19 protein-coding genes are annotated in these 19,231 nt (G+C 70.9%); 7 read left to right on the plus strand and 12 right to left on the minus strand.

The window, feature by feature from the left end:
- Positions 1-33: 33 nt before the first annotated feature.
- The gene (locus EIZ62_RS12050; protein ID WP_156692706.1) at positions 34-1,614 is read right to left on the minus strand and encodes an acyl-CoA mutase large subunit family protein; all 1,581 of its coding nucleotides are present in this window, start codon (positions 1,612-1,614) and stop codon (positions 34-36) included.
- A gap of 185 nt (positions 1,615-1,799) precedes the next feature.
- Here EIZ62_RS12050 and EIZ62_RS12055 point away from each other — a divergent pair, with 185 nt between their 5' ends.
- Positions 1,800-2,669, plus strand: coding sequence for a L,D-transpeptidase family protein (locus tag EIZ62_RS12055; RefSeq protein ID WP_156692707.1), 870 nt, complete (start codon positions 1,800-1,802; stop codon positions 2,667-2,669).
- Between the two features lie 209 nt (positions 2,670-2,878).
- Here the strand turns inward: EIZ62_RS12055 and EIZ62_RS12060 are convergent, their stop codons facing one another.
- Positions 2,879-4,015 carry a hypothetical protein gene (locus EIZ62_RS12060; protein ID WP_156692708.1) on the minus strand — a complete coding sequence of 379 codons (1,137 nt, stop codon included), beginning with the start codon at positions 4,013-4,015 and terminating at the stop codon, positions 2,879-2,881.
- The gene (locus EIZ62_RS12065) at positions 4,015-4,728 is read right to left on the minus strand and encodes an RNA polymerase sigma factor (RefSeq protein WP_208828210.1); all 714 of its coding nucleotides are present in this window, start codon (positions 4,726-4,728) and stop codon (positions 4,015-4,017) included. Before EIZ62_RS12065 ends, EIZ62_RS12060 begins: the two co-directional genes overlap by 1 nt.
- 1,034 nt (positions 4,729-5,762) lie before the next feature.
- Between EIZ62_RS12065 and EIZ62_RS12070 the strand changes: the two genes are divergently transcribed.
- A complete protein-coding gene (locus EIZ62_RS12070) occupies positions 5,763-6,815 on the plus strand; it encodes a trypsin-like serine peptidase (RefSeq protein WP_156692710.1) in 1,053 nt (350 codons plus the stop codon).
- Between the two features lie 548 nt (positions 6,816-7,363).
- Here EIZ62_RS12070 and EIZ62_RS12075 read toward each other — a convergent pair.
- The 9 genes from EIZ62_RS12075 to EIZ62_RS12115 form a co-directional block, all read right to left on the minus strand.
- Positions 7,364-8,128, minus strand: a complete 765-nt coding sequence (locus EIZ62_RS12075) for a hypothetical protein (RefSeq protein WP_156692711.1) — start codon at positions 8,126-8,128, stop codon at positions 7,364-7,366.
- Positions 8,125-8,685, minus strand: a complete 561-nt coding sequence (locus tag EIZ62_RS12080) for an RNA polymerase sigma factor (RefSeq protein WP_156692712.1) — start codon at positions 8,683-8,685, stop codon at positions 8,125-8,127. Before EIZ62_RS12080 ends, EIZ62_RS12075 begins: the two co-directional genes overlap by 4 nt.
- A gap of 92 nt (positions 8,686-8,777) precedes the next feature.
- On the minus strand, positions 8,778-9,365 hold the full coding sequence (locus EIZ62_RS12085) for a DinB family protein (protein ID WP_156696355.1): 588 nt from the start codon (positions 9,363-9,365) through the stop codon (positions 8,778-8,780).
- A 41-nt stretch (positions 9,366-9,406) separates the two neighbouring features.
- Positions 9,407-9,658: a DUF397 domain-containing protein gene (locus EIZ62_RS12090; protein WP_156692713.1), complete on the minus strand. Its 252-nt coding sequence runs from the start codon at positions 9,656-9,658 to the stop codon at positions 9,407-9,409.
- The gene (locus EIZ62_RS12095; RefSeq protein WP_156692714.1) at positions 9,655-10,479 is read right to left on the minus strand and encodes a helix-turn-helix domain-containing protein; all 825 of its coding nucleotides are present in this window, start codon (positions 10,477-10,479) and stop codon (positions 9,655-9,657) included. The genes EIZ62_RS12090 and EIZ62_RS12095 overlap by 4 nt, the downstream gene beginning before the upstream one ends.
- A gap of 165 nt (positions 10,480-10,644) precedes the next feature.
- A complete protein-coding gene (locus tag EIZ62_RS12100) occupies positions 10,645-11,715 on the minus strand; it encodes a hypothetical protein (RefSeq protein WP_208828212.1) in 1,071 nt (356 codons plus the stop codon).
- Positions 11,716-11,839: 124 nt separating this feature from the next.
- Complete coding sequence (locus tag EIZ62_RS12105) at positions 11,840-12,340, minus strand: hypothetical protein (RefSeq protein ID WP_156692715.1); 501 nt, start codon at positions 12,338-12,340, stop codon at positions 11,840-11,842.
- Between the two features lie 57 nt (positions 12,341-12,397).
- A complete protein-coding gene (locus EIZ62_RS12110) occupies positions 12,398-13,213 on the minus strand; it encodes a DUF4328 domain-containing protein (protein WP_156692716.1) in 816 nt (271 codons plus the stop codon).
- Between the two features lie 85 nt (positions 13,214-13,298).
- Entirely contained in the window at positions 13,299-14,936 is a 1,638-nt protein-coding gene (locus EIZ62_RS12115; RefSeq protein WP_156692717.1) for a beta-N-acetylhexosaminidase, read from the minus strand.
- A 145-nt stretch (positions 14,937-15,081) separates the two neighbouring features.
- Between EIZ62_RS12115 and EIZ62_RS12120 the strand changes: the two genes are divergently transcribed.
- The 5 genes from EIZ62_RS12120 to EIZ62_RS12140 all read left to right on the plus strand — a co-directional run bounded on the left by EIZ62_RS12120 (position 15,082) and on the right by EIZ62_RS12140 (position 19,208).
- Positions 15,082-15,669 carry a 2-oxo-4-hydroxy-4-carboxy-5-ureidoimidazoline decarboxylase gene (locus EIZ62_RS12120; protein WP_156692718.1) on the plus strand — a complete coding sequence of 196 codons (588 nt, stop codon included), beginning with the start codon at positions 15,082-15,084 and terminating at the stop codon, positions 15,667-15,669.
- A gap of 135 nt (positions 15,670-15,804) precedes the next feature.
- Positions 15,805-16,185 (plus strand): succinate dehydrogenase, cytochrome b556 subunit, encoded by a 381-nt coding sequence (gene sdhC / locus EIZ62_RS12125; protein ID WP_156692719.1) that lies wholly within the window; start codon positions 15,805-15,807, stop codon positions 16,183-16,185.
- Positions 16,186-16,193: 8 nt separating this feature from the next.
- On the plus strand, positions 16,194-16,673 hold the full coding sequence (locus EIZ62_RS12130; RefSeq protein ID WP_156692720.1) for a succinate dehydrogenase hydrophobic membrane anchor subunit: 480 nt from the start codon (positions 16,194-16,196) through the stop codon (positions 16,671-16,673).
- A gap of 22 nt (positions 16,674-16,695) precedes the next feature.
- The gene (gene sdhA / locus EIZ62_RS12135; RefSeq protein WP_156692721.1) at positions 16,696-18,450 is read left to right on the plus strand and encodes a succinate dehydrogenase flavoprotein subunit; all 1,755 of its coding nucleotides are present in this window, start codon (positions 16,696-16,698) and stop codon (positions 18,448-18,450) included.
- Positions 18,450-19,208: a succinate dehydrogenase iron-sulfur subunit gene (locus EIZ62_RS12140; protein WP_156692722.1), complete on the plus strand. Its 759-nt coding sequence runs from the start codon at positions 18,450-18,452 to the stop codon at positions 19,206-19,208. The genes sdhA and EIZ62_RS12140 overlap by 1 nt, the downstream gene beginning before the upstream one ends.
- The last annotated feature ends 23 nt before the right edge of the window (positions 19,209-19,231 follow it).

Consider the following 19,231-nt stretch of genomic DNA (forward strand, 5'->3'; position numbering starts at 1 on the left):
TCGCGGAATACGCCCTCTACGGGGCGTGACGGGTCAGAACGCGTCCGTCGGGACGTACGTCCCCCAGACCTCCCGCAGGGCGTTGCAGACCTCGCCGACCGTGGCCCGCGCCCTGAGGGCGTCCTTCATCGGGTAGAGGACGTTGTCGGTGCCCTCGGCGGCCTTCTTCAGCGCGGCGAGCGCCGAGTCGACCGCCTCCTGGTCACGCCCGGCGCGCAAGCCGGCGAGGCGCTCCGCCTGCTGGGCCTCGATCGCCGGGTCGACGCGCAGCGGCTCGTACGGCTCCTCCTCGTCGAGCTGGAAGCGGTTGACGCCGACGACGACCCGCTCGCCCGAGTCGGTCTCCTGGGCGACGCGGTAGGCGGAGCGCTCGATCTCGTTCTTCTGGAAGCCGCGTTCGATGGCGTCGACCGCGCCGCCGAGGTCCTCGACCCTCGCCATGAGCGCGACGGCCGCCTCCTCCACGTCGTCCGTCATCCGCTCCACGACGTAGGACCCGGCGAAGGGGTCGACGGTGGCGGTGACGTCGGTCTCGTACGCCAGGACCTGCTGGGTCCGCAGCGCCAGGCGGGCGCTCTTGTCGGTCGGCAGCGCGATGGCCTCGTCGAACGAGTTGGTGTGCAGGGACTGCGTGCCGCCCAGGACCGCCGCCAGGCCCTGCACGGCGACGCGCACCAGGTTCACCTCGGGCTGCTGGGCGGTCAGCTGCACGCCCGCCGTCTGGGTGTGGAAGCGCAGCATCATCGACTTGGGGTTCTTCGCGCCGAACTCGTCCCGCATGACCCGGGCCCAGATCCGGCGGGCCGCCCGGAACTTGGCGACCTCCTCCAGGATCGTGGTGCGGGCGACGAAGAAGAACGACAGGCGGGGCGCGAAGTCGTCCACGTCCATGCCGGCGGCCACGGCCGTCCGCACGTACTCGATGCCGTTGGCCAGTGTGAAGGCGATCTCCTGCGCGGGCGAGGCCCCGGCCTCCGCCATGTGGTAGCCGGAGATCGAGATCGTGTTCCACTTTGGGATCTCGGCCCGGCAGTACTTGAAGATGTCCGCGATCAGCCGCAGCGACGGCTTCGGCGGGAAGATGTACGTGCCGCGCGCGATGTACTCCTTGAGCACGTCGTTCTGGATCGTGCCCGTCAGCCGGTCCGCCGGCACGCCCTGCTCCTCGCCCACGAGTTGGTAGAGCAGCAGCAGGAGGGCGGCGGGGGCGTTGATCGTCATCGAGGTGGAGACCTTGTCCAGCGGGATCCCGCCGAGCAGCACCCGCATGTCGTCGATCGAGTCGATCGCCACGCCCACCTTGCCGACCTCGCCGTGCGCGATCGGCGCGTCGCTGTCGTGCCCCATCTGGGTGGGCAGGTCGAACGCCACGGACAGGCCCATGGTGCCGTTGGCGATGAGCTGCTGGTACCGGGCGTTGGACTCCACGGCGGTGCCGAACCCGGCGTACTGCCGCATGGTCCAGGGGCGGCCGGTGTACATGCTCGGGTAGACGCCCCGGGTGAAGGGGTACGAGCCCGGGTCGCCGAGTTTCTCGTCGTGGTCCCAGCCGCTCAGGGCGTCCGGTCCGTACACCGGCTCGATGGGCAGTCCCGACTCCGACTCGCGCGCCATGGCTGTGCCTTCCGATGAGATCTACTCGCTGGTAACAACCCTCGCGACGGACTGTAGTGGGGCCCGTGCGGCGGGGTGCAGGGGCGATCGCTGGGAGCTTGCTCACAACGCGATCCACGGCGCGCAACCAAGCACCCCCGGGAAGCATCCCTAGCTGTACACGTAACCACCTCGGGGGGCCTCTCATGCACCGTACGTCCGTCATACGCAGAGCCGCACTGGCGGCGGCCGCCGTCGCCACCGCGCTGGCAGCCACCGGCTGCGCGGGCCAGGCCGTGGGGGCGGCCGGGGGCCCGGCGTCCGCGTCGTCGACCCCGTCCGGCGCGCCGGCGTCCGGGGACGCGACGGCCTCGCCGTCGTCCGCCGCGTCGGCCGCGGGCGGCGCCGCGCCGGCGGCCTCGGCCCCGGCGTCACCGGACGCCGCGAAGGTCCTGATGGCGGAGGGCACGGAGACGGAGCAGGTACGGGAGCTTCAGGCGCGGCTGCGCCAGCTCGGCCACTTCCACCGCAGCCCCACCGCGTTCTACGGCTCGATGACCGGCAAGGCCGTCTCGGCGTTCCAGGAGAAGCAGGGTCTGCCCGCCACGGCCAAGGTCGACGGGACCACCTGGGCGAAGCTGACGGCCGCGTCGCGCACGCCGACCGCCGGGGAGCTGCGGCCGCCGACGACCAACGAGCTGGACAAGCCGGACGAGCGCTGCATGACCGGCCGGGTGCTGTGCATCAGCAAGGAGAGCCGGACCCTCGCCTGGATGGTCGACGGCAAGGTCGTCTCGGCGATGGACGTCCGTTTCGGCTCGGAGAACACGCCGACCCGCGAGGGCATCTTCAAGGTGGACCGCAAGGAGCGGGAGTGGGAGTCGACGCTCTACCACACGTCGATGCCGTACTCGATGTTCTTCAGCGGCGGCCAGGCCGTGCACTACTCGTCCGACTTCAAGGCCCGCGGCTACAACGGCGGCTCGCACGGCTGCGTCAACGTCCGGGACATGGACCGGCTCGCCGCGGTGTTCGGCCAGGTGAAGGTCGGCGACAAGGTCGTCGTCCACTGGTGAGCCAGGGGCGGGAACCTCGTAAGGAGAGAGGGCGCGGGCGGGACCGGGGGAACGTGTCCCGCCCGCGCCATGTGCGCTGAGCCGTAGGTACGGGGGGAACCCCGGCTCTTCGCGCTGCCGATGACCAGTCGGCTCACTCATTACTGCGCCACGGGTCGGAAAAACGTCACACCCTCGCGCGATTTTTTTTGAAACCGCAGGTCAGAGACTTAGAACGCCAAACCGGTCCGTCGGACTGTTAGTGCCGGGGCCAGCGGACGCCAGGAGGCCGACGGGCGCGCGGTGTCCGACCCGTCGCCGTCCCCGCGCCCCTCGCCGTCGCCGCCCGAGCCGCCGCCCGCACCCGTGCCGTGACCGCCGCCGCCCGGAGCGCCGCCGCCGGACCCGGACGAGCCGGAGCCCGGCGAGCCGCCCTGCTGGTGCTCCTCGGCGGCCAGCACCCGGTCGCAGAGGATCTTGATGAGCGCCACGCCCTTGGCCTCGTCGGCCAGCCGCTCCCGCCGGTCCAGGTCGAGGCGCCCGTCGCGGTAGTCCCGGCAGTCCTGGGCGGTCCGCGCCAGCCAGGTGTCGCCCCGGCCGTCGCCGGACGAGCCGGACACGCCCGCGGAGGCCGAGCCGGACCCGCCGCCCGTCACCTCGCCCAGGTCGCCCCCGGGCTCGCCGACCGTGCCGCCCGTCGTCCCGGAGTCCCCGGAGCCCTCCGGGTCGGGGCGGCCCGGTTCGCGGTCCGTGCCCGGACCGGGCGTCGCCGAGGCGGACGGCGGCACCGCGCCGGGCTCCTCGGGTGTCCCGGGCGTCCCGGCGTCCGTGCCGCCCGTCGGACCGGCGGCCTCGGGCTCGTCCGACGCCGCGGCCGACACCGACGCGGCCGGCAGCGGTTCGCTGTCGCCGCCCAGCACCGGCAGGACGCCCGTCCCGGCGCCGACCGCCACACCGCCGACCGCGAGGCCCGCGACCGAGGCGGCCAGACCCCACCGGACCGGCCGCCCCCAGCGCATCCGCCGCCGGGGCCCGGGCCGGGTCCGTACGGTGCCGACCTCCGGCACGCCCGCGACGCCCGCCCCGCCGGAAGCCGTCGCGGCCCCTGCCGTTCCGGTTGCTGCCGCCCCGGCTGCTGCGGCTCCGGCGGCCTTCTCCGCGCGCGCCTGCCGGAACGCCGCCAGCGCCGCCTCCTCGCCGGGCAGTCCGCCCGCCGCGGGGTGCGCGGTGGCGCGCAGGGCGTCCAGCGCCCGCTCGACCTTCCGGGCCCGCTCCCGCGCGTGATCGGCTACGGGACCGACCGGTTCACCTCGCAGCAGGTTCTCCGCCGCGTCGTGGTCGAGCCATTCATCCCGCTCGTCGGCCATCACATGTCCTTCTGCGTCCGCGAGCGCCATTGCGTCACACCGGTACGCACCCCGGAAACCGCCCGGCGCTTGGGCTGCGGCGGCACGACACCGAGCGCCGCCGACAGCGTTCCACCAGCTCCACCGGCGCTTTCCACGCCGGCCGGCCCCGCGCCGGGTGCGGCGTCGGCGTCCATCAGCTCGGCCAGCCGCTTCAGCCCGCGGTGGGCGGCCGTGCGTACGGCGCCGGGGCGCTTGCCCAGCGTCTTGGCGGCGCTCTTGGCGTCCAGCCCGACCACGACACGCAGGATGACGGCCTCGGCCTGGTCCTGCGGAAGCTGGGCGATGAGGTCCATGGTGCGGCCGGTGGCCAGGGCCTCCATCGCCTCGTCCGCCGTGTCGGACTCGGCCGGCTTCTCCGCCAGCTCCGTCTCGTCCCCGCCGATCGAGGGGCGCCTGCCCCGCATCCGGAGGTGGTCCAGGGCCCGGTTGCGGGCGATACGGGCCGCCCAGCCCCGGAAACGGTCGGCGTCACCGCTGAACCGGTCCAGGTCACGGGCTATCTGGAGCCAGGACTCGGACGCCACGTCCTCCGCGTCGGCGTCGCCGACCAGCGTGCGTATGTAACCGAGCAGCCGCGGGTGCACGGCGCGGTACACAGCACGGAAGGCGTCCTCGTCCCCGTCCTGTGCCGCGAGCACCGCGGTGGTCAGCTCCGCGTCGTCCCCCAGCACTCCCACTACCTGTTCGTCATCGCGGCTGGTCACCGCCGTCGCTACGCCCGGCGCGCAGCAGCACGCTACGTGGTCGAACGGCATCACGTCCATGTCTTGTACAACCTGCAACTTCACGTTGACCGAGCGCGGTGTGACAGAAAACGCACCCGTGGCGCTGTTAGGAGTACGGGGCCGTACCACGGACCCGTGGACGACGACCGGGGCCTCTCCTGTGGGGGGTGGCGGCCCCGGTCGTCCTCCGCTTCCTGGCTCCGACCAGCGGTGCGGGGAGGGCGTCACCACCGCTGCGGCCAATGGCGTGACCAACGCGTCGGGCACCTCATTCGAGCCTCCCGGCCCATAGGCAGCGCCGGCTCCGATTCCAGTTCCTCGGCCCCCTGACACCGGTCGGCGGAGGCGGTGAACATAGTCCCATGGCTCCGCTCGGCCATGCGGCCGCCCGGGACGCTGCCCTGCTTCCCTTGCAAGCAGCCCCGCTTCGCCCACACGACATCGAGGGGCATGCTTCCTCTTCTCGACGAAGTGGACAGGCTGCGCTCCGAGGCCGCACCGGGGCTTGATCCCCAACTGCGGCGGCCACCTGTCCGGATGGCTGGCGTACCACTCCGAACGCCCCGGCCCGGTGTACGCGTGCACCAGCGGCGACCCGCCGCATCGTCGGCACTCCCGTAGGCGAAGCCCGGCACCGGCGACTTCGCGGGGGATCACGCACACCGTCAACCGAGCGACCCCGAGCCCCGCCGGCTCGCCTCGACTGCCTGGAATGCCTCGAAGGCGGCAGCCGCGTTGGTGAATTTCGCAGTGATTTGCGAGTAATAGACACTTTTCACTCTCCCCTATATGCACTTGAACGTGCGTTCGAATCTTGATGGGGTGTCAAATGCCCGACGGCGGCGCGGAGGTGGTCCCACCCACGGGCATTCCGCCAAAGCGCCAACAGCGAGGGGGAGATCAAGTTGCACCTGTTCACCAGACGCCCATTACATGGCGTACTCCTCACCCTTGCGGCTGCCCTGACCACAGCAGCCGCCATGACCGCACCCGCAGCAGCACAGCCCGTAGCCGTGGACGCCGAACCGCGACTCCCAGCAGTCCTCTCCGAAAGCGTCGAAGACGCAACCGTCCAAGCGCGCAGCGTCCAGGCGCACTGGACGCCGGAGCGCATCAAGAACGCTCTGGCGAATCCGCTCCAGGCCCCGGCCGACGACCTGCCATCGGACGAGACCTCCGCCGAGACTTCCGGCTCCGACCTGCCCGAAATCACTGCCTCCGCGGAAGCGGTGCTGCCCGCGGACCACAAAGCAGCGGTGGATGCTCGTGCGGCACAGGCCGCAGCAGTGCCCAAGGCGAAAGAAGTGGCTTCCCCTCAGGCATGGCCGAACCGTGTCGTAGGGAAGCTTCTCTTCCAGGTGCCTGGGAAAGGTGACGCCTCGTGCAGCGCCACAGTAATCGCGTCCAAAACCAAGAACGCAGTCTGGACAGCAGCCCACTGCCTGCACAAGGGGAGTGGCGGAGCCAACGGCTTCTATAAGAGTTTCATCTTCCTGCCCGGCTACCACGAGGACACCTACCCGTCCGGCTGGTGGTACCACAAGCGAGTCATCGTGCCGGATACCTGGGGTAAGAGCGGAGACTTGAGGTCCTCCGACATGGGCGCACTCGTCATGGCCAGCGGTGAACCGGCCTACGGGAACCTCCAGGACGAGGTCGGCGCCTGGGGCTACCAGTTCAGTGATGCCACGGATCACGCCGACGTCCACTCCATGGGTTACCCGTCGGATGGATACGGCCGCCCCAACAAGGACTTCCATTACGGCTCCACGATGATGTACTGCCGCGGCAAGACCATCGATGCCGGAAACCTCAACCCGCTGGACAACCGGCTTCGGCTGACCTGCGACATGGGACACGGCTCCAGCGGCGGCCCCATGGCATCGGCCTACAACAGCGGCAAGCCAAAGATCGTGGGCGTCAACAGCCACCGTGATGCCGACAAGAACGGCAAGTGGACCAAGCCCTACATGTACTCGTCCAACCACGGCAAGGTCGCGGTCGCCGTCATCGATCTGGTCAACAAGGGCTGACGTACGCCGGAAGCTCTGAACCTCGAAGCCCGCCCCGCACTCCGCGGGGCGGGCCTTTCACAGCCCGTTGCGGACTGCCTGCTTCCTACGCTCCGGCGTCCAGTACTCACGAGCTTCCTCGGGGCTTTGCTGATTCTCTTCCACGATCACTTCACCAGGCTCGGGATCCATAGGCTTCGACACCCCCGACAACGCCAAGCCCGCCGCACACAGCGCCAACACACCGACTCCTACGCGTCGCAGAACCCGCGAACGCCCCGCATTGCTTCGTAACGCGCCTTCCATGTCTCGCCCTCTCCCTCTGCGACCGCAAGCACCGGCCGGTCTGGCCGAGTAGCCGTGCTCACGCCCCACACCGATGCATACGGACGCTCCCAGCAAACCACTCAGCCGCAGGTGGACACCAGAAGACAACAAGCCCGCCCGCGCTTACCGGCCACATGGAGTGGCGGGTGTCGGGATCCGGCTCAATTCCGGTGTCGACGACGTGCCCTGGGACAGTGCGTGGCTCACATCCTGGACCTTTCTGCGAGACGGTGCGGGGGGCATCACCTGCCACGTCCGCGGTCGTGCTCCCGGTCCTGCCCCGGGCCGACGCGGCCCTTCTGCTGGCCCGTGCCCCTGTCACGGTCCGGGTCCTTCTCACGGCTGTGGTCCTTTGCCTTCTCCCGGTCGCGGCCCGTGTCACGGTCCTTGTCATGACGATGGGCCCAACCCTTGTCGTTGTGGGATCCGCCGCGATCCTGGTCCTGGTCCCGACCGTGGTTCTTCTTACCGTTCGTCTCACGGCCCTTGGCGCGCTCGTCGTCGCCGTCCTTGTGATCGCCGGGCCTGTCGGACGGCGTAGTCGTAGGGTGCTGTCGCGAGGGCCCAGGACCTTGCGGCTCGCCCCCGGGCGCCCTCGTCGCGTCGGGCGCCCCCGTCACATCGGGCGGCGTCGACGTCACCGAGGGGCGCGGCTCCGGCGCGGCACCGCCGCCTCCGCCGCCGAACGGCGAACGGATCGCACCGGACTGCGCCGCCACGGCGACACCGCCCAGCAGCACGGTCGCCGCCAGCCCCATGGCCCCGGCCCGCAGCGAACGCCGCCGGCGCCGCTCCCGGCCCGGCCGCCAGTCGCCCTGCCGCCCGAGTCCGCGCGCCCCGGCGTGCCGGCCCTCGTCCCGGGCCGCCCGGAACGCGGCGACCGCCCGCTCCTCGCCCGCCGGGTCGGCCTCGCCGCCCGGCACGAGGGCCGCAAGCAGCGCGGCCCGCACAGCGGTGTCGCGGTCCGCGGCATCACCGTCCCGCAGCCGCTTCCTGTCCCTTCTCATCCTCTAGCTCCGCCCTGCGCCAGTCGTCCGGCGAGTTTCCTGAGTCCTCGGTACGCGGCGGTCCGCACCGCCCCCGGCCGTTTGCCCAGCACCCGGGCCGTCGCGGGGCCGTCCAGCCCCACGACCACCCGCAGCAGCACCGCTTCCGCCTGGTCGGGAGGCAGGCCGCGGACCATCGCCAGCACGTGCGCCGTCGAGAGGCTCTCCAGTGCCGCGCCCGCGGTGTCCTGGGCGTCCGGCAGGTCCAGTACGTCCTGTTCGAGGGTGGCGGTACGGGGACTCCGCCTCTGCTTGCGCAGGTGGTCCAGCGCCCGGTTGCGGGCGATGGTCGCCGTCCACCCGCGGAAACCGGCACCGTCGCCCCGGAAGCGCCCGAGGTCCCGGGCTATCTCCAGCCAGGCCTCGGCGGCCACGTCCTCCGCGTCGTCGCCCACGAGGCCGCGAACATACCCGAGCAGGCCCGGGTGTACCAGCCGGTAGGCCCGCGCGAAGGCGACCTCGTCCCCCCGCTGGGCGCGCTCGACGGCGGCACCGAGTTCCGTGTCGTACGCCCCCACGCTTCCCTCTTCGCGCCGACCGTCACAGTTCCCCGGTTCTCTCTGCGTCCGGACGGCCGGAAATGTCACTCCCCGGGCGAACCGGAACCGCCTCAGCCGCCGTTCGCGGCCCCGTACCAGCGCCACGACGTCAGCCGCTCGCGGCCGGGGAGCCCGCCACGGCCGGTGGCCCACAGCAGAGTCGCCCAGGCGGGAGTGGCGGTGGGGGCGTCGGGGAAGAGCCGCCGCAGGACGCGGCGACACAGCTCGGGCGGCGGGTCCCAGGGCAGGCCGAGCCCCTGGGTGACGTCATGGGCGTGCACGAGGGTCTCGACCACGCCCATCGCGGCGAAGCCCTCCGCGTCCGAGGCCCCGAACACGTGGTGCGCCCGCACTTCGGCCGGCGTGACCCGCACCATCGCGGCGAGCATCGCCCCGCACGCCTCCAGCACCTGGAGCAGCCCGGCGGGCCCGGCCTTCCGGTCGGCGTACGTTACGTTCGCCGGGCCGCCCGGACGGCGGGGCTCCCACAGGAACGGCACCGGGCCGTCGAGGGGCGGCCGTTCGGGGCCGAGCTGGGCGGCGTACGCGAACAGGTCGTCCGCCAGGTGCTCGACGGTCTCCCAGCACGTCCACTCCAGGGAACCGGCCTTCGCGTCCCAGTCGGCGCCGCCGTCCGCCCGGCGCAGGGTGCTCACCATGAGGCGGACGGCGGACAGCACGTCATCGCCGCCGACAGGGGTCAACGGCCGGTCGCCGTCGCATAGGTGACGAAGGAGGACCAGGAGCCCGGCGTCAGCGCGAGCTGCGGCCCGGCGGGGACCTTGGAGTCCCGGACGTGGATGGTGGAGGGGCAGGTGGCGACCTCGACGCAGCTGTCGCCGGAACCGCCGCTGTAGCTGGACTTGTGCCAGGAGAGGGCGACTTCGACGCAGCTGTCGCCGTCACCGCTGCTGTAGCTGCTCTTGAACCAAGTCAGTTCGTGGGTGCTCATAGCGCTCCTCGCAGTTGCGACAGCAGACCCTTGGAGTCATCCGGGGTGAGGGCCTGCGCTCGCAGTTTCCCATAGCGCATCTGAAGCACACTGATCTCTTTCGATTCAGCGATGAACTGCCCGCCCCGCTGTGCCTCGCAGTAGGCAAGCCACTCATGCTCCGGCGTCTCAGCCAACTGAATCGGCCCACCCAAGCCCGCATGATGCCCCCGCCCCAGCGGCAGCACCTGCACCTCCACGTTGCGCAGCTGGACGACCTCCAGCACATGGTCCAGCAGCTCCCGCGTCACCTCCGTCCCGCCCACCCGGTGGTGGAAGAGGTGCTCCTCGAGGATGAAGCTGTACGCCGTGTTCGGCCGGTCCCGCAGCAGCCGCTGCCGCTCCAGCCGGGCGAGCAGCTGCGCCTCCACCTGCTCGTCGCTGAGCGGCGGCAACTGGCCGCGGAACAGCGTCCGGGCGTACGCCTCCGTCTGCAACAGGCCCGGCAGCACCCTCGGTTCGTACGTGTCGAGGGTGATCGCCGACGCCTCCAGCAGCGCCCACTTCTGGAACCAGATCGCGAGCCCCGGCTTGCGGGTGAGGTGCCGGGACGCCTTCCGCAGCGCGCCGAAGGCGTCCAGCGTCTCCTCCGCCCGCTCGACGAACTCCCGTGTCGGGAACCGCCGGCCCTGCTCCACGGAGGCCAGGTAGTGGACCGAGTAGCCCAGCTCCGGCGCCAGTGTCTCCTGGGTGTGCCGCGCGTTCTCGCGGAACGCCTGGAGCACGGCGCCGAAGGTCTTGAGGCTCTCGGACCGTTCGGGCTCGGTGATGCCTTCTGTCATGCCGGTGACCCCCGGGTCGTTCATGGTCCACCCCGCGTCGGGTCACCCATGCTCACAGGGCGGGCGGCACACCGTCCACCGTCCGCACCCGTACAGTCACCGTCTGTACGGGCGGGGTACGGGTCGTGTACCGGTCGCCGACCGACCGCGTCCTACGGACACGACCTAGGCCGCGTCCTCCGGGAAGCCCTCCACCGGAAAGCCCTCCGGGTCCGTAGCCGTCTCGTCGAAGCCCTCCTCGTCCATCGACGGGCCGGCGAAGCCGCCCAGGAACCCTTCGAGGTCCAGCTCGGTGGCTCCGGCCGGGGCGGTGGGCTTCTGGCCCTCGCCCAGACGCAGCACCAGGCCGAACTTCTTGACCTTGGCGTCCTCGGCGAGCTTGGCGAGGTCCACGCGGACCTCCTTCAGCTCGCCGTTCTTGAGCGCGAAGTCGGCCGTCACCTTGGCGTTCGGGGCGTCCTTGAGGTCCTTGTCCGTGGGCAGCTCCATGCCGGGCGGCAGGTCCTTGGCCAGCGGGCGGATCTCGCCGATCAGCTCCGTGATCAGCGTGCGGAAGGGCGCGACGGCGGTGATGTGCTCGGTGCCGTCCTCGCTCTTGCCGGTCGTGAACTCGACCTCGCGGGAGACGACCTCACGGAGGGAGTCGAGCAGCTTCTCCTGGGTCTTGGCGTCCAGGGTGGGCTCCGGCGAGGGCGTGCCGGCTCCCTGGCCGCCGGCCTTCTCCATCTCCTTGGTGTTGAACTTGACCCACTTGCCCTCCAGCACGTCCTTGAACGCGCCGGCCTCCGGGGGAAGCTCCTTGCTGTCCGGCATGGGCTCGCCGGAGATCTTCTCCAGGGCCTTGGGATCGGTGCGGATGTAGCCCCAGTCGCCCACCTGCCGGAACTCGGCGAGGTCGCCGTCCGGGGTGGTGACCTTCATGGCCATGCCGACGTAGTCCTTCTCGCCGGACTTCTCGATCGGCTTGGTGGACTCCACGGTGAAGCTGATCTTCGCGCCGCTGAGCAGGTCGGCGGCCTCGTCCGGGAGTTCCTCGCCGGGCTCGGGCTCCGACTTGGCGTCCAGCGCCTTCAGCGAGGCGGCGTCGGTGTCCAGGTCGAGCTCGAAGGAGAGGGTCTTCTCCTTGCCGAGCTTCTCGAAGGCCCGGTCGAGCTTCTTCCCGGCGGACAGCTGCTCGACCGTGCCGCAGGCGGCCGAACCCGCCAGGACGGCGCCGACGACTGCGGTGGCGGTCAGGGTCTTGCGTATGGCGGTGATGATGGTCTCCTCGTCAGTGCGATCACGACGTGATCGCACTGAAGACTCACCACACCCCCGAAAGGTTGCCCCCGCCGGACCGTGTCGGTGCGAACGGCGCGTCTCAGGCGCTGCGTTCGCGACGCGAGACGACGGCCCTCAGCACGCGGCGGCCCTCGGCCGAGACGTCCAGGACCGGCCGGAGCCCGGCGGGCGGATCGTCGGACGCGGTGGTCTCGAGGTACTCCAGGATCTGCGCCTGCCGCCGCTCCTCGCCGTCCACCAGCGGTCCGCCGCCCAGCCGTTCGTGCAGCTCCAGCGCGGCGGCGGAGCACATCTCGGCCCAGGGGCGCAGGGCGGTGGCGTCCCAGTCGGACGGGGCGGCGCCCAGCATCTTGCGGACGAGTACCGCGTCGCCCTCCACGTCCGCGACCAGGCCCCGGACCTCCGCCAGCCCGTCGGCCCAGCCCGCCCCGCCCTCGGCGACGCCGCGCCACAGGGGGCGCAGGAGGTCGTCGGGGGCCGGGTCGAGCAGAGGGAGGCAGCGGTCGAGGCAGGCCAGCGCGGAGGCGGCCAGCCCCCGTTCACCGGCGTGGGCGATCAGTTGCTGGACGCTGTGACTCATGGACGTCTCCCGTCGCGGACGCGTACTCCCCATACTGCGCCACCTGGCCCGTTTTCGTCACTGCGTGTGGCTGGAAACCATCGGTTCAGCAACGACCGGGCCGGGCCCGCGCAGCGCCTTGGCGTGCTGCATCGTGGTCAGCCGGTGCACGAAGAGGGCGGCGCACAGGGCGGCGGCGGTGCTCACGGTGTCGGCGACGACGTACATCCGCGCGGCCCGCACCAGTTCGTCCACGGTCTCGGCCCTGTCGTACAGCGCGCCCGCCGCCCGGCCGGTGAACATCGTCAGCAGCCACAGCGTCCACCAGGTGTTGAGCACGGTGGCGCGCTCGCCCTTCTCCGGCGCGCCGTGCGGGTGGCGGGTGCTCGCCCGCCAGCTCTCGCGGGCGATCCGGCGGGGCATGAAGAGGTTCGCGATGGGCACGAACCAGCCACCGATCGCCCAGCCCGCACCGCTGGTGACGACGTCCGGGGCGAACACGGCGGCGTTCTTCCGGACCCGGTGGAGCCAGATGATGAAGACGACGCCGGTGGCGACGATCCCCAGCACCTGGAGCCTGCCGCCCCACTCCAGCAACAGGTCGGCCCGCTCGGCCTCCTCCTCCATGCCCTCCCAGGTCCCCGCCGCCAGGTCGGAGACGAAGCCGTACAGGCGGAGGTCGGTGAAGACGGCGAACAGGTCCACGGCCGCCACCGCGCACAGCAGGACGACGACGGCCCGGCCCAGGCCGACGGGCGACTGGAGGAAGGTCCCGCCCCGGCTCCCGGTGACGCCGGGCGGCGCCGCCGGGGCGCCGGGCGCGGTCACCGCGCAGACGCCGCAGAGCCCCTCCCGCGTGGAGACGGTGTTCAGTCCGCAGTTGGTGCACAGCATGGCCGCATGGCCCCCCGGGTGTCGGGACGCCCTCTCCCCAGGGCGTCATGTACGCGACCATCCTCGGCCGCCCGCGCACGTTACCTCAGGCGCCGGTGCTGCCCAGCTTGTTGGCGAGCGCCTGGAACTGCTGCCAGGTCAGCTCGGGGGTGGCCGGGTCCCAGAGCTTCTGGGCCGTCGCCCGCAGCGGCATCCGGATGCCGTCCGCCACCTGCGCCTGGGTCTGGGCGTCCGCCAGGTCGCACCAGACGGCGAACCGGCCGCCGAGGATCTGGCCCGCGTACCGCTCCGGCGCCGCCGAGGAGCCGCGCAGCACCCGCGGGGTCCACTCCTCGTAGATCCGGCGGCCGGTGGGGTAGGTGAACTCGTTCGGCTCGCCGAGCACGTAGTAGAGGTACTCGTCGTTGAGGTTCACCACCTTGCGGCCCTCGGCGAGGTACGAGACCGGCTCGCGGGCGCCGATCTCCTTGCCGGTCCAGTACTCGACCTCGATGTTCTTGTTCGCGGTGACCGTCCCGCCCGCGAAGAAGCCGTCGTTCCAGGCCTTGGCCTTCTTCTTCGCCGCGTTCGCGACCGCCGCGCGGTCGTTCAGCCAGCCGGTCGCCAGGTCCTCGACCGTCGCGTTCGCGCCGAACTCCTGGCGCGCCGCCCGCGCGAGCTGCGGGTAGGAGGCGGCCGGGTCGCGCACGGTCAGCGCCTGGTACTCGTCGGCGCCGACGTGGAACCAGGGGCCGGGGAACAGCGCCGCGTACTCGCGGATCAGGTCGTCGACGATCCTGGCCGACTCGGGCTTGGAGATGTCGATGGCGCCCTGCCGGGGCGCGCCCTGCACGTTGCGCAGCTGGAGCTGGGGGTGGGCCCGCAGGACGGCGCCGAGGTGTCCGGGCGAGTCGACCTCGGGGACGACGTCGATGTGCAGCCGGTTCGCGAGCGCGATGATGCGGCGCACCTGGGCGGTGGTCAGGTGGTCCTTCGAGACGACCTCGGGGTGCGAGGTGGACGCGATGCGGAAGCCCTGGTCGTCGGAGAAGTGCAGGACGAGCTGGTTGAGCTTGAGGTCGGCCATGTCGCGCAGCCGGTCCTCGATCCAGGCCGCGTCGAAGTGCTTGCGGGCGATGTCGAGGTTCAGGCCGCGCTGCGGCTTGGCCGGCCGGTCGCGGACGACGCCCTCCGGGACGGTCCCGCCGGAGCGCAGGGCCTGCTTGACGGTCCGGGTGCCGTAAAAGGCCCCGGCCTCGTCGGGCGCGGATATCCGCACCTTCCCGTCACGGGTGGTGAGGGTGTACGACTCGGGACCGCCGGCCTGGCCGGTGTTCAGGGCCAGCTCGACGTCGCCCGGGCGGGCGGCGGCCTCGCCGCGGTAAGCCGTCTTCAGCTCGCCGGCGAGGAGCCGGGCCTCGTCGGCGAGGGCGCCGCTGCCCTTGGCGACGACGACCGCGCTGCCGGCGCCGGGCTTCCAGCCGGGGCCGCGGGCGGGTTCGTGCTCGCGCACGGCGGGGATGGTGGCGGGCGCGGTGGAGAGCGGATACGTCCGGGTGGGTGACGGGTCGGGTGACGTCTCGGGGGCCGGTGAGGTGGCCGCCGGGGTGGTGGCGGTGCCGGGGGCCGAGGTGCCCCGGTCGGCGCCGTCGCCGTCGCCGCAGCCCGCGACGGTGAGGGAGAGGACCGCGACCGCGACGAGCCCCCCTGTGGAATGCCGGTTCACGCGCTTACCTCCGTCCATGGGTGTCCATGGCTGTACGGAAACTCTCCCTTCCGAGTGAACTTTTCGCATCTTCCGTACAGCTCTCGCTCACCCTGGGTAATGTTGTGCCCCTTCCCTCACACCGTCCCCACACGTTCCGCTGTCCTTTTTCGAGGAGCACACGATGGCCGGCGACTCCAATGCGGCAGCCGCCCGCGCCCGGGCCATACCTGCCCCGGGCCGTGCCGGGCACGCGTCCGGCGGTCCGGCTGTGCGTACGCCCGAGGGCCTGGCGGCGTTCAACGCGGCCCCGGCCGGTGCCGCCGAGGCCGCCCTGCTCGCCTGCTGCGGCAGCCGCGGCTGGGCCCGGCGCGTCGCCGCCCACCGCCCGTACCCCACGCTGGACGCCCTGCTCGCCGCCGCCGACGAGGCGGGGTACGACCTGCACGGCGAGGACCTGGACGAGGCGCTGGCGGACGAGACGTCGGCGGACCTGCCGCCAGGCACGCCCGCGGCCGCGCACACCGCGTGGGAGGCCGCCCAGTCCCAGTACGAGAGCCGCTTCCACCACGCGTTCGTGATCTGCCTGGACGGCCACCGGCCCGCGGAGCAGCTCAACCAGGCGCTGTCGGCCATCCACACCCGGATGAGCCACCCGCCCGAGAAGGAGCGGGCGATCGCCGCCGACGAGCTGCGTCGCCTGGCTCGTGCCCGTTTGTCCCGTCTGATCGGACGAGCGGACACCGTCGGTAGCCCGTCCGTGCCTGTTTGATCACACCTGAGGACCCCGCGCGAGGGATCCGACAAGTCGTCGCTACGATGACCGGGGCCGGTGGACCGTACCCGGCCGGGTCAGACCGACATCGAAGCCGGCCGACCCTGATCCCCGCTCCCGGAGGGTTTTTCCGTGCCGGCTGGAACGCTGTACCGCGGCCGGGAAGGCATGTGGTCGTGGGTGGCTCATCGAGTCACCGGCGTCCTCATCTTCTTCTTCCTGTTCGTACACGTGCTGGACACCGCTCTCGTCCGCGTCTCTCCCGAGGCCTACGACGAGGTCGTCGCCACCTACAAGACGCCGATCGTCGCGCTGCTGGAGTACGGCCTCGTGGCCGCCATCCTCTTCCACGCGCTCAACGGTCTCCGTGTGATCGCCGTGGACTTCTGGTCCAAGGGCCCGCGCTACCAGAAGCAGATGCTCTGGACCGTGATGGGCATCTGGTTCGTCCTGATGGTGGGCGCTCTCTACCCCGTCCTCGGCCACGCCGTACGCGAAGTGTTCGGGAGCTGATGTCCGAGATGTCCACTGATCTCACCAAGTCCGCCGTCGGCCCCGTCGAAGGCGTGGGGCTGTACGACGCCGACAACCCGGCCCCGGTCATCGAGCCGCCGCGCAAGCGGACCGGCAAGACCCCCAAGTCGACCCGCGGCAACTTCGAGATGGCCGCGTGGCTCTTCATGCGCCTGTCCGGCATCGTGCTGGTCGTCCTCGTCATCGGCCACCTGCTGATCCAGCTCGTGCTGGACGGCGGCGTCTCCAAGATCGGCTTCGCCTTCGTGGCCGGCCGCTGGGCGTCCCCGTTCTGGCAGGTCTGGGACCTGCTGATGCTGTGGCTGGCCATGCTGCACGGCGCCAACGGCCTGCGTACCGTCATCAACGACTACGCCGAGCGCCCGAACACGCGCCTGTGGCTCAAGGGCCTGCTGTACACCGCCACGGTGTTCACCATCCTTCTGGGCACGCTGGTGATCTTCACCTTCGACCCGAACATCCGCTAGGCACGGGGCTGAGGAAATCCGCATGAAGATCCACAAGTACGACACCGTCATCGTCGGCGCCGGTGGCGCGGGCATGCGCGCCGCCATCGAGGCGACGAAGCGCAGCCGTACCGCCGTGCTGACGAAGCTCTACCCCACCCGCTCCCACACGGGCGCCGCGCAGGGCGGCATGGCCGCCGCGCTGGCGAACGTGGAGGAGGACAACTGGGAGTGGCACACCTTCGACACGGTCAAGGGCGGTGACTACCTGGTCGACCAGGACGCCGCCGAGATCCTGGCGAAGGAGGCCATCGACGCCGTCCTCGACCTGGAGAAGATGGGCCTGCCGTTCAACCGGACCCCGGGCGGCACCATCGACCAGCGCCGCTTCGGCGGCCACTCCCGCAACCACGGCGAGGCGCCGGTCCGCCGGTCCTGCTACGCCGCGGACCGCACCGGCCACATGATCCTCCAGACGCTGTACCAGAACTGCGTCAAGGAGGGCGTGGAGTTCTTCAACGAGTTCTACGTCCTGGACCAGCTGATCACCGAGGTCGACGGCGTCAAGAAGTCGGCCGGTGTCGTCGCCTACGAGCTGGCCACCGGCGAGATCCACGTCTTCCAGGCGAAGGCCGTGATCTACGCGTCCGGCGGCACCGGCAAGTTCTTCAAGGTGACGTCCAACGCGCACACCCTGACCGGTGACGGCCAGGCCGCCTGCTACCGCCGGGGCCTGCCGCTGGAGGACATGGAGTTCTTCCAGTTCCACCCGACGGGCATCTGGCGCATGGGCATCCTGCTGACGGAGGGCGCCCGCGGTGAGGGCGGCATCCTCCGCAACAAGGACGGCGAGCGCTTCATGGAGAAGTACGCGCCCGTCATGAAGGACCTCGCGTCGCGTGACGTCGTCTCGCGCTCCATCTACACGGAGATCCGCGAGGGCCGCGGCTGCGGTCCCGAGGGCGACCATGTCTACCTGGACCTCACCCACCTGCCGCCGGAGCAGCTGGACGCCAAGCTCCCGGACATCACCGAGTTCGCGCGGACCTACCTCGGCATCGAGCCCTACACGGACCCGATCCCGATCCAGCCCACCGCGCACTACGCCATGGGCGGCATCCCGACCAACGTCGAGGGTGAGGTCCTCAGCGACAACACCACCGTCGTCCCGGGCCTGTACGCCGCGGGCGAGGTCGCGTGCGTGTCGGTGCACGGTGCCAACCGCCTGGGCACCAACTCGCTGCTGGACATCAACGTCTTCGGCAAGCGCGCCGGCATCGCCGCCGCCGAGTACTCGGCCAAGGCCGACTACGTCGAGCTGCCGGAGAACCCGGCGTCCTTCGTCCAGGAGCAAGTCGAGCGCCTGCGGAACTCCACCGGCAGCGAGCGGGTCTCGGTGCTGCGCAAGGAGCTCCAGGAGACGATGGACGCCAACGTGATGGTGTTCCGCACCGAGCAGACGATCAAGACGGCGGTCGAGAAGATCGCCGAGCTGCGCGAGCGGTACCTGAACGTGTCCGTCCAGGACAAGGGCAAGCGGTTCAACACGGACCTGCTGGAGGCCATCGAGCTGGGCAACCTGCTCGACCTGGCCGAGGTCATGGCCGTCTCGGCGCTGGCCCGCAAGGAGTCCCGCGGCGGTCACTACCGCGAGGACTACCCGAACCGCGACGACGTCAACTTCATGCGCCACACCATGGCGTACCGCGAGGTCGGCGCCGACGGCTCCGAGACCGTGCGTCTCGACTACAAGCCCGTCGTCCAGACCCGCTACCAGCCGATGGAGCGTAAGTACTGATGGCAACCCCGACCCTGGAGAAGCGGGAAGCCGGCTTCGCCGACTCCCCGTACATCACCGCCACCTTCCGGATCCGCCGCTTCAACCCCGAGGTGTCGGAGCACGCGGTCTGGGAGGACTTCCAGATCGAGATCGACCCCAAGGAGCGCGTCCTCGACGCCCTCCATAAGATCAAGTGGGACGTCGACGGCTCGCTCACCTTCCGGCGCTCCTGCGCGCACGGCATCTGCGGCTCCGACGCGATGCGGATCAACGGCAAGAACAGGCTCGCCTGCAAGACGCTGATCAAGGACATCAACCCGGAGAAGCCCATCACGGTCGAGGCCATCAAGGGCCTGACGGTCCTCAAGGACCTGGTCGTGGACATGGAGCCGTTCTTCCAGGCGTACCGCGACGTGATGCCCTTCCTGATCACCACGGGCAACGAGCCGACGCGTGAGCGGCTCCAGTCCGCCGAGGACCGCGAGCGGTTCGACGACACCACCAAGTGCATCCTGTGCGCCGCGTGCACGTCGTCCTGCCCGGTGTTCTGGAACGACGGCCAGTACTTCGGTCCGGCCGCGATCGTCAACGCCCACCGCTTCATCTTCGACTCGCGCGACGAGGCCGGGGAGCAGCGGCTGGAGATCCTCAACGACAAGGACGGCGTGTGGCGCTGCCGCACCACGTTCAACTGCACGGACGCCTGCCCGCGCGGCATCGAGGTCACCAAGGCGATCCAGGAAGTGAAGCGCGCGCTGATCACGCGCCGCTTCTGACGCTTCCCGTTCGTCCCGCCGAA

It is taken from the genome of Streptomyces ficellus (genome assembly GCF_009739905.1).
In the GTDB taxonomy this organism is placed as follows: domain Bacteria; phylum Actinomycetota; class Actinomycetes; order Streptomycetales; family Streptomycetaceae; genus Streptomyces; species Streptomyces ficellus_A.